At 44.7% G+C, this 12,386-nt stretch carries 11 protein-coding genes; all 11 read left to right on the top strand.

Annotation, left to right across the window (positions count from 1 at the left end):
• Positions 1–30: 30 nt before the first annotated feature.
• Entirely contained in the window at positions 31–2,478 is a 2,448-nt protein-coding gene (locus EAL2_RS08705) for a heavy metal translocating P-type ATPase (RefSeq protein WP_278246851.1), read from the top strand.
• 37 nt (positions 2,479–2,515) lie between these two features.
• Positions 2,516–2,731 (top strand): heavy-metal-associated domain-containing protein, encoded by a 216-nt coding sequence (locus tag EAL2_RS08700; RefSeq protein ID WP_025436013.1) that lies wholly within the window; start codon positions 2,516–2,518, stop codon positions 2,729–2,731.
• A gap of 105 nt (positions 2,732–2,836) precedes the next feature.
• Positions 2,837–3,721, top strand: coding sequence for a DNA-3-methyladenine glycosylase family protein (locus EAL2_RS08695; protein WP_025436012.1), 885 nt, complete (start codon positions 2,837–2,839; stop codon positions 3,719–3,721).
• Between the two features lie 10 nt (positions 3,722–3,731).
• Positions 3,732–5,219: a cardiolipin synthase gene (gene cls, locus EAL2_RS08690; protein ID WP_025436011.1), complete on the top strand. Its 1,488-nt coding sequence runs from the start codon at positions 3,732–3,734 to the stop codon at positions 5,217–5,219.
• A gap of 227 nt (positions 5,220–5,446) precedes the next feature.
• Positions 5,447–5,731 (top strand): co-chaperone GroES, encoded by a 285-nt coding sequence (gene groES, locus EAL2_RS08685; protein ID WP_025436010.1) that lies wholly within the window; start codon positions 5,447–5,449, stop codon positions 5,729–5,731.
• A 40-nt stretch (positions 5,732–5,771) separates the two neighbouring features.
• Positions 5,772–7,400, top strand: coding sequence for a chaperonin GroEL (groL, locus tag EAL2_RS08680; protein WP_025436009.1), 1,629 nt, complete (start codon positions 5,772–5,774; stop codon positions 7,398–7,400).
• Between the two features lie 271 nt (positions 7,401–7,671).
• On the top strand, positions 7,672–8,346 hold the full coding sequence (locus EAL2_RS08675; RefSeq protein ID WP_025436008.1) for a TIGR04283 family arsenosugar biosynthesis glycosyltransferase: 675 nt from the start codon (positions 7,672–7,674) through the stop codon (positions 8,344–8,346).
• Positions 8,346–9,047 carry a TIGR04282 family arsenosugar biosynthesis glycosyltransferase gene (locus tag EAL2_RS08670; RefSeq protein WP_025436007.1) on the top strand — a complete coding sequence of 234 codons (702 nt, stop codon included), beginning with the start codon at positions 8,346–8,348 and terminating at the stop codon, positions 9,045–9,047. The genes EAL2_RS08675 and EAL2_RS08670 overlap by 1 nt, the downstream gene beginning before the upstream one ends.
• On the top strand, positions 9,022–10,026 hold the full coding sequence (locus EAL2_RS08665) for a phosphotransferase (protein ID WP_025436006.1): 1,005 nt from the start codon (positions 9,022–9,024) through the stop codon (positions 10,024–10,026). Before EAL2_RS08670 ends, EAL2_RS08665 begins: the two co-directional genes overlap by 26 nt.
• Positions 10,027–10,043: 17 nt before the next feature.
• Entirely contained in the window at positions 10,044–10,715 is a 672-nt protein-coding gene (locus EAL2_RS08660) for a TVP38/TMEM64 family protein (RefSeq protein WP_025436005.1), read from the top strand.
• Positions 10,716–11,502: 787 nt separating this feature from the next.
• Positions 11,503–12,321, top strand: a complete 819-nt coding sequence (locus EAL2_RS08655) for a transporter substrate-binding domain-containing protein (protein ID WP_025436004.1) — start codon at positions 11,503–11,505, stop codon at positions 12,319–12,321.
• Positions 12,322–12,386: the final 65 nt, after the last annotated feature.

Here is a 12,386-nt window from a genome sequence, read left to right as displayed (position 1 = left end):
TATGTGCAAAATAATACCTGTGGAAAGAAGGTGGAATCATTGGCCAAAAAAGAGTTCAACATATCCGGAATGACCTGCGCCGCATGCGTAAGAACGGTAGAAAAGGCTGCTCTGGCGTTGGAAGGCGTAAAGAGCGCGGTTGTGAATCTTTCACTTGAAAACATGGTGGTTGATTATGATGAAGACAAATTGACGACTGAGGATATAATTAAAGCCGTGGAAGCCAGGGGATACGGCGCATCCATCAAGGAAAACACAAGGGAAGTATCGATACCGATACGAGGTATGACTTGTGCGTCTTGTGTTAGGGCAGTTGAAAAATCGATCCAGAAGCTGGACGGTGTTGAGAGTGTCAGTGTAAACATTGCAACTGAAACGGCCCAGGTTGTTTACGATGCGGACAAGGTCAGAATATCGAGCATCAAGTCGGCCATAAAAAATGCCGGCTATGAGCCTCTTGAAATAAGTCTTGATGTGGCCGACACGGACAGGGATGAAAAGGATAGGCAGACTAGAGATATGCGAAAACGAGTGAGAGTGGCCATTGCCTTTGCCTTGCCACTTCTATATATAGCCATGAGCCACATGCTTGGGCTTCCTTTGCCTGGCTCAATAAGCCCTGAAAGCCATGCGGCAAGCTTTGCGCTAGTCCAGCTGGCGCTGCTGATTCCAATAGTGGTATCAGGCAGGAAATTTTACACGGTAGGCCTGAGGGCGCTTTTTAAAAAAAGCCCCAACATGGATTCGCTGGTGGCCATAGGCACGGGAGCGGCCATAATATACAGCGTTTACTCAACGTATATGATAATTATGGGTGAGCATTATGTGCATGGGCTTTACTACGAATCGGCGGGAATAATAATTGCGCTTGTGATGCTTGGCAAATACCTGGAGACAAAATCAAGAGGCAGGACCTCGGAGGCTATAAAAAAACTTATGGGCTTGCAGCCTAAAACGGCACTTGTGGCAGCAGACGGCGGCGAGATGGAAATTTTAATAGAAGAAGTCGAAATAGGTGACACTCTGATTGTAAAGCCGGGAGAGAGGATACCTGTAGATGGAGCAGTAGTCTACGGCTACACAGCAGTGGACGAATCCATGATAACCGGCGAGAGCATACCTGTCGAGAAAACCGCCGGCAGCAGCGTCACTGGTGGCACAATAAACAAAAACGGCACAATAAGGTTCAAGGCCACCAGGGTAGGAAAGGATACTGCGCTCTCGCAGATAATAAGGCTTGTGCAGCAGGCCCAGGGTTCGAAGGCGCCGATCGCAAAGCTGGCTGACATAGTTGCCGGATATTTCGTGCCTGCTGTAATGGTAATAGCGGCAGTTTCCGCTGCTCTCTGGTATTTGGCGGAAAAGGACAGCGTCTTTGCGCTTACAATATTCATTTCCGTGCTTGTTATAGCCTGCCCGTGCGCTCTTGGACTGGCAACGCCTACCGCAATAATGGTGGGCACAGGAAAGGGCGCGGAAAACGGCATACTCATTAAGAGTGCCGAGGCGCTTGAGACCGCCCACAAGATCGATGCGGTTGTGTTTGACAAGACGGGAACGATAACGCTTGGAAAGCCGAAGGTCACGGACATGCTCACCTACGGCGTTAGCGAAATTGAATTCTTAAGGATTGTGGCAGCAGGCGAGAAGGTCTCGGAGCATCCCCTCTCGGATGCCATACTGCAGCACGCAAGCGACCTGGGTGTTCAAGTACCTGATGTTTCGGGATTTGAGGCTGTCCCTGGAAAGGGAATAAGATACACTCTTGAGGGCAGAAGGGTTGCGGTTGGAAACGAGGCGCTCCTTTTGGAAATGGACATTCCTTTTGGTAATGGCGACGATGCCAGGAGGCTTGCAGCCCAGGGCAAGACGATCATAATATGCGCTCTGGACGATACGGTGATAGGCGTAGTTGCAGTTGCCGACGTCATAAAGGATACGAGTCCAAAGGCTGTTGAAATGCTAAGGGAGATGGGTATAGAAGTAATAATGATAACGGGCGACAACGAGGTGACGGCAAACGCCATTGCACAAAAGACGGGAATAAGCAGGGTGTTTGCAGGTGTGCTGCCTGAAGGCAAGGCTAAGAGGATAGAAGAGCTTAGAAACGAAGGCAAAGTAGTCGCCATGGTAGGCGACGGAATAAACGACGCTCCTGCGCTTGCAGCCTCTGATGTGGGCATAGCGATAGGTTCGGGGACTGACGTGGCAATAGAGTCCGCAGATATAGTGCTTATAAAGGGCGACATATCTGACGTTGCAAGGGCCATAAACCTGAGCAGAAAGACGATAAGAAATGTCAAGCAGAACCTGTTTTGGGCGTTCGTATACAACACACTGGGAATACCGGTAGCCGCAGGAGTGCTTCACATATGGGGCGGGCCGCTACTTAGCCCCATGCTGGCAGGAGCGGCCATGGCTTTCAGCTCCGTGTCGGTAGTCACGAACGCGCTTAGGCTCAGGAGACTGAAGCTGTAGTCTGGCATTTACTATATTTTTACTGGGAGGAATAGCGATGAGAAAGCTGGTGTATATAGAAGGCATGAGCTGCAGCCACTGCGTCAACAGAGTGAAAGGCGCCATAGGCGAGCTCGAGGGCGTGATATCTGTGGATGTAAGCCTTGATGAAAAAAGAGCCATCGTGCAGATGGACAGAGAGGTTTCGGACGAGGCGATCAAAGCGGCAGTTGAGGAGTGGGGCTACAGCGTCACAAGCATTGAAACTGCTTAGCTGGCCTTAATATGGCTTTACAAAAATACTAAAGGATCAATATGTAATTAAAGCCCTTTGCTGATTTGCGGAGGGCTTGATTTTGCTTTTGTGGGAGGGATTCTTTTGGAACTTAAGATATACGAAGAAAAAAAGGGCATAATAGTCAGCGGCTTAAATGACTTTGAGCCAAGGCATATATTCGAATGCGGCCAGTGCTTCCGCTGGGACAGGGAGGAGGACGGTTCCTATACCGGGGTAGCACACTCCAGGGTATTAAATGTAAAAAAAGAAGGCGACATAGTGATATTTAACAATACAAGCCGGTCTGACTTTGAGGGCATTTGGATGGACTATTTCGACATTGGGAGAGACTATTCCGCCATAAAGGAAAAGCTTAGGAAGCTGGACGAGCATCTTGAAAGATCGGTTGAATTCGGATACGGAATAAGGCTGCTAAAGCAAGATGTCTGGGAAACCACTGTCTCGTTTATAATATCGGCAAACAACGCCATACCAAAGATAAAAAAGACTATAGACACTCTCTCTTATCTTGCAAATGAAGAGATAATAGAATACGGGGGCAGAAAATTCTACGCTTTTCCCAGCCCGGAGACAATACACATGTTCCATGAAAAATGCGTAGACAACTGCAAGGCGGGCTACAGGGCGCAGTACATAAAGGACAGCTGCAGCATGATAATCAACAGGGATGTAGACCTGGAAAGGCTAGCGGAGTTTGGTTCTCATGAATGCAGAAAGGAGCTTATGAGGCTTCCGGGAGTGGGCCCAAAGGTTGCGGACTGCATAATGCTCTTTGCGCTCCAAAAATTTGATGCGTTCCCAGTCGATGTATGGGTAAAAAGGGTTATAAGCAGTCTCTACAACCAGGAAGACATGAGTCTTAACAAAATGCGTGAATTCGCCCTGGGAAGGTTTGGAGACCTGGCGGGCTTTGCTCAGCAGTATCTTTTTTATTATGCCAGAGAAAACGGGGTAGGCAGAAAGTAGGGGAGCTTTGATGGAGGCCACGGGTGTTTTAGCGTATATAATAGGTTTTTTTGTGATGTCTGCTGCATTTGTGTCTGTGGTTATATTTCTTGAAAACAGAGATCCGTCGAGAACTATAGCCTGGCTGCTTGTTCTGCTTTTGTTTCCTGTAGTAGGATTCGTCATATATATTCTGTTTGGCCAAAACATGAAAAAGAAAAAGATTTTCAAGATACAAAAGCTCTTTTCTGAGATCAATGCCAACAAGATATTCGAAAGCATACAAAATTTTGAGAATCTTATTACAATACAAAAGCAGGCCATAATGGAGGATTTGGTATTTTACGATCCCGACATAAACATTAAAAGAAGGGTTATGAACCTCCTTTTGAATACAGGCAGGGCGCCCTTCACGCTCAACAACAGCGTTAAGATACTAAACAGCGGCGAGGAAAAGTTCAAGGCGCTTTTTGAGGACATAAGAAACGCCAAGCGGCACATACACCTGGAATACTATATTATAAAGGATTCCCAGATAGGAAGGGCTGTAAAAGAGCTGCTTATTGAGAAGGCAAGAGAGGGGATCCAAATACGCCTGCTCTATGATGATGTCGGCTGCTGGAATCTTTGGTTTAAACGCAGCTTTTTCGATGAAATGAGGGAATGCGGCATAAAGGTGGCGCCGTTCCTGCCTGTAAAGCTTCCGTTCCTCAACAGAAGGCTCAACTACAGGAACCACAGGAAAATTGTAGTTATAGACGGCAAAATAGGATATGTAGGCGGCATAAACATAGGCGATGAATACCTTGGAAAGGACGAAAAGTTCGGATACTGGAGAGATACGCACATGAGGATCGAAGGCGAGGCCGTGTATATGCTTCAGCTTACATTCCTTCTGGACTGGTATTTTTCGACGAAGGAAAAGCTGTTTTCCACGTGCTATTTTCCGGCGATATCCTACTGCGGCCACAATGTCATGCAGATAGTTGCCAGCGGTCCCGATTCAGACTGGGAGGCCATACATCAGGCCTATTTTACAGCCATTTCACAGGCCAAAAGGATGATATACATTCAAACGCCCTACTTCATCCCTGACGATTCGCTGCTTGTGGCACTCAGGACTGCCGCGCTGAGCGGAGTTGACGTTAGGATAATGTTTCCGGGAAAGCCGGACCACAAAATTGTCTACCACGCTTCACTATCGTATTTCGAATCCATACTCAAATCAGGCGGCAAGGTATTTTTGTATGATGAGAAGGGCTTCCTGCACTCAAAGGTCATGGTGGTAGATGACGACATAGCTTCTGTTGGAACAGCCAACATGGACCTTAGGAGCTTTATGATAAATTTCGAAATCAACGGCTTTATATACGACAAGGAAATAGTGAATTCGCTCAAACAGGATTTTTTGAACGACCAGCTTAGGTGCAAGGAGATTACCCTTGAGGAATACCATAACAGGCCAATGCTTCAAAAACTCAAGGGGTCGTACGCCAGGCTTTTTTCACCGATATTGTAAAATAAATAAATTTTAATTAAAAATGAGTAAAACGGATATATTCGATGAAAAACAGCAATAAATGCTTTAAATCGCCCAAAATCGACCTTAAGGTCTATTGCCAATGAAAAATCTTTTTAATAGTATATTATATGTAGTTAGCACTCGCGCCTATAGAGTGCTAAAATGATAATATGTATTTCTGGCACATATAAAATATAATCAAATTTCCAAGGAGGGTTACATTAATGAAAATAAGACCACTTGCAGACAGAGTAGTAATCAAAAGACTTGAAGCTGAGGAAAAGACTAAAAGCGGAATAGTGCTTCCAGGAAGCGCAAAGGAGCAGCCGCAGATGGCCGAGGTAGTAGAAGTCGGACCAGGCGGAGTAGTAGACGGCAAGGAGATCAAGATGGAGCTTGCAAAGGGAGACAAGGTAATATTCTCCAAGTATGCAGGCACAGAAGTGAAGATTGACGGGGAAGAATTTACAATATTAAGACAAAGCGACATACTTGCAGTAGTTGAATAGTAAATAATATATCAACATAAACTATAGGAGGTTAACAGTAATGGCAAAAGAAATAAAGTTCGCTGAAAGCGCAAGAAAAGGACTAGAAGCTGGAGTAAACAAGCTTGCAGATACAGTAAAGGTGACTCTTGGACCAAAGGGAAGAAACGTAATACTAGACAAGAAATTCGGTTCTCCGCTTATAACTAATGACGGTGTTACAATAGCCAAGGAGATTGAGTTTGCAGACGCTTATGAGAACATGGGAGCTCAGCTTGTAAAGGAAGTTGCGACTAAGACTAACGATGTTGCAGGGGACGGAACTACTACTGCTACAGTGCTTGCTCAGGCAATAATAAGAGAAGGACTTAAAAACGTCGCAGCCGGCGCGAACCCTATAATAATAAGAAAAGGTATTTCAAAGGCAGTAGACACTGTTGTTGACGAGATAAAGAAGGTTTCAAGACCTATACAAAACAAGGAAGAGATCGCTCAGGTTGCGGCTATATCTGCAGGAGACGAGGAAATTGGCGCGCTTATTGCCGATGCAATGGACAAGGTGGGCAAGGACGGTGTAATAACTGTAGAAGAGTCAAAGTCGATGATGACCGACCTTAAGGTTGTTGAAGGAATGCTCTTTGACAGAGGATACCTCTCGCCTTACATGGTTACAGATGTGGAGAAGATGGAAGCTGTAATAAGCGACGCTTACATCCTCATAACTGACAAGAAGATTTCCAACATACAGGAAATACTTCCAGTGCTTGAGCAGATAGTTCAGCAAGGCAAGAGACTGCTTATAATAGCAGAGGACGTTGACGGAGAGGCGCTTGCGACTCTAGTTGTAAATAAGCTGAGAGGAACCTTCGAGGTTGTAGCTGTCAAAGCTCCTGGTTTTGGAGACAGAAGAAAAGCCATGCTGGAAGACATAGCTATACTTACAGGCGGAAAAGTCATATCTGAGGAAGTTGGCCTTGAGCTTAAAGAGGCTACAATGGACATGCTTGGAAGAGCCGAGACTGTAAAGGTTACTAAGGAAGAAACTACAGTAGTAAACGGAGCGGGAACAGAGTCTGACATACAAGACAGGATTGCCCAGATAAAAAGACAAATTGAAACAACAACTTCAGATTTCGACAGGGAGAAGCTTCAGGAAAGGCTTGCCAAGCTTGCTGGCGGAGTTGCGGTTATAGAGGTTGGAGCTGCCACAGAATCAGAGCTTAAAGAGAGAAAGCTAAGAATAGAGGACGCCCTCAACGCTACTAGAGCTGCAGTGGAAGAGGGAATAGTAGCAGGAGGAGGAACTGCTCTTGTAAGCGCTATTCCGGCACTTGACAAGCTTGTAGATGAAACAGAGGGAGAAGTTCAAACAGGTGTTAAGATAATAAAGAAGGCTCTTGAAGAGCCGCTAAAGCAAATAGCTATAAATGCAGGTCTTGAAGGAGCTGTAATAGTTGAGAAGGTTAAGCATTCTGAACCTGAAATAGGCTTCGACGCACTTAGGGAAAAATACGTAAACATGGTAGAGGCTGGAATAGTGGATCCTACTAAGGTTACAAGATCTGCTCTTCAGAACGCTGCATCAGTTGCAGCGGTATTCCTTACTACAGAAGCTGCAGTAGTTGACATCAAGGAAGAAAACGAGCCTTCAATGCCTGGCGGAATGGGCGGCGGAATGCCGATGATGTAAAGGGCTCTTTACAAGGTTAGTGAAGTGAAAAACTGAAATATTGTAATTGAATTGCCACCGCGGAAAGGAATATCATCCGCGGTGGCAATTTTAATGTACGGAAAATATAGAATAAATTAATAGTCAGCTTAAAGGCTATAGAAAATATTTATATGATGCGTTTGGGGGCAAATAGTATTTGTCGCGGCGAGCGGGCACGTATATACTAAAATAGATCAAACAGCATAGTCCAAACTCATATTTAAAATCAAAACCCGATTAAGGTGATTAAGTGATATCTATAATAGTTCCTGTATTAAATGAAGAAAAGACAATAGAAAGGCTGCTCCTGGAGCTCAAAGCCCTTGAAGGCGAAAAGGAAATCATTGTCGCCGATGGCGGGAGCACAGACAGCACCGCAAAAATCGCCTCGCAGCATTCAAGGCTCACAGGAGGAGTCAGCGGCAGGGCCAGACAGATGAACAAAGGCGCCGGCATAGCCAAGGGAGATATACTTTGGTTTGTGCACTCCGATTCGAGTGTGGACAGGAGCAGCCTTTGCCATATAAAGGCTACAGTAGAAGAAGGCTTTGCAGGCGGAGGATTTTCGATGTTTTTTCACGATTATGACACGCCGCTAATGAGATTCATAGCCTGTTCGTCAAACATGAGGGCAAGGCATATGGGTCTTTATTTTGGAGATCAGGGTATATTCGTAAGGCGCGAAATTTTTGAACGCATAGGAGGTTATCCCGACATCCCCCTAATGGAGGATTGGGAGCTGGGCCGGACACTCAAAAATGAAGGCAAAATGAAGCTGCTTAATGCTCAGATAGGAACATCCGGGAGAAGGTTTAAAAACGGCGGTGCTCTGAGGACTCTGCTGTTTATGCACAAGATAAAGTTGCTTTACATGCTGGGGACATCCCCTGAAAAATTAAGCAGCTCATATAGGAAGGTAAGATAATGAAGGCATTAATACTTATGACAAGAATACCTGTTCCGGGTAAGACAAAGACAAGGCTAATGGAGATCCTTTCGCCGGAGGAGTGCGCAGCACTGCATGAATGCTTTCTTAAGGATGTTTTTGCAGCGCTTGAGCTGCTTGATGATGTGGACATATATGTTTCGCATACGACCGAAGGAGATCTTGACATACTTAAAGCTATTGTGCCAAGAGGAGTTGAGTTCCTGCCCCAAAAGGGGGAAAAACTCGGCGAGAGAATGAACAATGCTGTAGCTGAAGTCTTGCTAAGAGGATATTCGAAGGTGATGCTGATAGGCTCGGACATACCGGGACTGCAGCCTTGCGATATAGACGATGCGTTTTCACGGCTCGACGCAAACGACGTGGTCCTGGGACCAACTCTGGACGGCGGCTACTACCTGGTGGGGATGAAAAGTCTTCATGCCCGGATATTTGATGACTCTCTCAAGTGGGGAAACAAGTCGGTGCTTGAAGGAACACTCGACATAGCAAACAAGCTTGGCCTGGAGACAGGTCTTGCAGCCAAGTACAGGGATATTGACACCAGGAATGATCTGGAGTGTTTCATGACGTTTGCAACAGAGGGAGTAAATCATTGTGAAGTATTTCCGCAAAACACCGTGGAATTTCTCATAACCCGCTGGAGTGGTGATTATGCTAAAAGATACGCTGAAAAATAAAATATATGATTATGTAAAGGCAAAAGGCCTATGTGAGCAGCTTGGCATGTGTAAAAACGCCAAAGTCAGTTTTTTGGCTCAGGGCGAGTACAATATAAATTTCACTCTCGAGGGGGCTTCGAAAAAATACGTCCTCAGGGTTAACACGGGAAGCCAGCTTGAGCTCGACAACCAGATAGAATACGAATACGAAGCATTACTAAGGCTCTATCCAAGCGGCGTTACGCCAAGGCCTTATTTCGTTGACGGCTCCAAGCAGTATATCGATTATGGGATTTTGGTGATGGAGTTCCTGGAAGGCGCCCCGCTTGACTACGGCAGGGATATGGAAAAGGCGGCCGGCATATTCTCAAGGATACACTCCATGGACATAGAGCGGATGGATGCTTCGAATTTCATATTTGAAAAAACCATATTTTCTGACAGGGTCAGCGAAGCCCGAAGGCTCCTTAAGGATTTCATGGAATCGACCGTTATAGACTGCAAGCTCAAGAAATTCTTTGCGGATTTTATGGACTGGGCTGAAAAAAATGCATGCAGGGAAGGCTATTTCACTCAAAGTCCGTGGAACGCCATAAACAATACTGAGGTTAACTCGGGGAATTTCATAATAAACGACAAGCGCCAATATCTTATCGACTGGGAAAAGCCGGTGATAAGCGATCCGTGCCAGGACATAACCCAGTTCCTGGCTCCGACCACAACCCTTTGGAAGACTAGTCACATTCTCTCCGAGCATGAAAAAGAGAAGTTCTTCAAAAGCTATACTAGCGGCTTGGAATGTAAAGACAAGGATATAAGGGAACGGGTGCAGCTGTATACGCCGTATCTGTACCTGAGGGCGCTTTCGTGGTGCGCTTTTGCATATCTCGAATACATGAATCCGGACAAGAGCATCAAGAATATGGATACTTTTGAAAAAATAAAGTCTTATCTGGATATAGATTTTATGAACGGTTTGCTAAGGGGCTTCATATAGAAAAGGAGCGAGGACGTATGGACAAAAATAAAAAGCTGATGCTGTCTATAGCTCTTATTGCGGCGACGGCTGCTGCAATGATGTATTTTCATCGCACAGGCATGGTGAAGCAGTGCACCCCTGAGGGCATAAAAGGGTATGTAGATTCATGCGGCATGTTAGGCCCCATGATATATATGATTATGTTTTCTGTGATTCCATCGGGAGCCATAATAGCAATAGCCGGCGGCATGGCTTTCGGCATGGGGCTTGGAACGCTTTATACGATGCTCGGCGCTCTCATAGGCGCAACCACCGCATTTTATATATCAAGGCTGCTTGGAAGAGATTTTGTAATGAAGCTTACAAGGGGCAGGCTCAAAAGCTTCGACGAAGGGGCCGCAAGGCACGGCTTCAAGCTGATACTCGTAATGAGGCTTATTCCAATAATACCCTTCAATCTAATAAGCTTCGGGGCGGGGCTTACGAACATGAAATTCCGTGATTATTTGCTGGCTACGGTGCTGGGAATAGTTCCGGGGGTATTTGTGTTTACGAATCTAGGCGACAAGGCAATGGACATTCAGTCGCCTCAGTTTCTCGTTGCGGTGTGCGTGCTTCTGCTGCTTGTGGCCGCGTCAATAGTTTTCAAGAGAAAATTCAATCTTGAAGCTTTCCAAAGAAGGCTTTCGCAGGATAAAGCTCAATAGATAAAAATCAATATTTAAATGCACATGCAAAGAGGCCTCTTTTTCTTTAATCCAGTTTTTTTATACTGAGGTTAAAGAATGAGGCCTCTTTGCTCTTGGACAAATTCCTGATTTATGGGAATCTGCCTCCTTTCAATTGATAAACTCCATTACTGAAATCTATCTGATCCAACTAGTCGTTTTTTCTTCAATAATACTGCTTTTAAAGGGTCACCTTACATATCATGTTCCTTAGCCTTTTGAAGCCATCCTTTAAATTGTATCCTGCAAGCTTTTATTTGTGAACTTAGAGACTATATTCTCTAATAGGCCTGTTCAGGCTGGAGTAATATTTTTCATTCTCTAAGATAAGCAATTGTAAGGATTATTATAAGGACTTTTGGGTTTCAAACTACTTAAGGGATAATATAAAGCAATTTCCTTTGCAGCGTTTATTATTGAATATTAACTTTTAGTTGGTAGTATATATATATCCGCCAACTCTGCAATTAAACACAAAACATAAAAATAATTATAAAGAATTACAAATAAAATACACTAGCGAAAACAGCTTTGAAAAACGTTAAAAAAAGGCGTATGAGTAATGTTTGGGATAGAGGGTTAAACGGCCCTTTCATAATTTTTTTGGATTGACACTAAAAAAACGATACTGTATAATTTTAATCGAGTAGTGATATGGACTTCGAGCTTTCGTCTCTTAGATTTATTGTTTTCTAGCGGGCGAGGGCTTTTTTAATGCGAATCCAGTTTTTACAAAAAATTCTAATCTATGAATGGAGGTATTGTTATGAGAAATATCAAAAGAATATTGGCATTGGTGGTTTCGATTTCATTGGTATTTGCACTTACTGCATGTGGCAAGAAGGACGGCGCTTCGAGCGACGCGGGCAAGCTCGAGCAGATAAAGGAAAGCGGAAAGCTTGTGCTTGGAACAAGTGCTGACTATCCGCCATTTGAATTCCACAAAGAAATAAACGGCAAGGATGAAATAGTGGGCTTTGATATTGAAATAGCAAAAGCCATGGCGAAGGAGCTTGGCGTGGAGCTTGAAATAAAGGATATGAAGTTTGACGGACTTTTGGCTGCGCTTAGCACCGGAAAGGTCGACATAGTAATAGCGGGAATGAATCCAACGGAGGACAGGAAAAAGGCTGTCGATTTTTCTCAGATATACTACAGAGAGGTTCAAAGCGTTGTAGTCAGGACTGAAAGTGCTGACCTTATAAAGACATTGGATGATCTAAAGGGCAAGAAGGTTGCCGTTCAAAAGGGAACTACAATGGAAGCTATGGCGCAGCAGCACATGGCAGAGTCTGAGATAAAGGGACTTGGCAGGGTCACAGACGTTGTGCTTGAGCTTAAAAACAAAAAAGTGGAAGCTGTAGTAATGGAAAAACCCGTTGCAAAGGCTTACGTGGCTGCAAATCCGGAGCTAATGCTTACAGAAATAGAGCTTTCGCCTGAAGACACAGGCTTTGCAGTAGCAGTTAAAAAGGGAAATGAGGATTTGGTGGCAAAAACTAACGAAATACTCAAATCGCTAACAGATCAGGGCAAGATAGACGAATTCGTTGCAGATGCAAACAAATTGATGGAAGAAGAATAATATTAAATGGGCAAATACATATATGTATTTGCCCAAATCTATGTATTTTTTAGGAGGACTGTAAA

Source organism: Peptoclostridium acidaminophilum DSM 3953, from assembly GCF_000597865.1.
In the GTDB taxonomy this organism is placed as follows: Bacteria; Bacillota; Clostridia; order Peptostreptococcales; family Peptostreptococcaceae; genus Peptoclostridium_A; species Peptoclostridium_A acidaminophilum.
The sequence above is the reverse complement of the archived record's forward strand: the minus strand, read 5'-3'. Positions and strand labels throughout refer to the sequence as shown.

What these genes read in the sequence shown, in the direction of transcription:
- EAL2_RS08700 (WP_025436013.1), top strand. Translation starts at nt 2,516, where the DNA reads ATGAGAAAGCTGGTGTATATAGAAGGCATGAGCTGCAGCCACTGCGTC.
- EAL2_RS08655 (WP_025436004.1), top strand. Translation starts at nt 11,503, where the DNA reads ATGAGAAATATCAAAAGAATATTGGCATTGGTGGTTTCGATTTCATTG.
- EAL2_RS08665 (WP_025436006.1), top strand. Translation starts at nt 9,022, where the DNA reads ATGCTAAAAGATACGCTGAAAAATAAAATATATGATTATGTAAAGGCA.
- groL (WP_025436009.1), top strand. Translation starts at nt 5,772, where the DNA reads ATGGCAAAAGAAATAAAGTTCGCTGAAAGCGCAAGAAAAGGACTAGAA.
- EAL2_RS08670 (WP_025436007.1), top strand. Translation starts at nt 8,346, where the DNA reads ATGAAGGCATTAATACTTATGACAAGAATACCTGTTCCGGGTAAGACA.
- cls (WP_025436011.1), top strand. Translation starts at nt 3,732, where the DNA reads ATGGAGGCCACGGGTGTTTTAGCGTATATAATAGGTTTTTTTGTGATG.
- EAL2_RS08660 (WP_025436005.1), top strand. Translation starts at nt 10,044, where the DNA reads ATGGACAAAAATAAAAAGCTGATGCTGTCTATAGCTCTTATTGCGGCG.
- groES (WP_025436010.1), top strand. Translation starts at nt 5,447, where the DNA reads ATGAAAATAAGACCACTTGCAGACAGAGTAGTAATCAAAAGACTTGAA.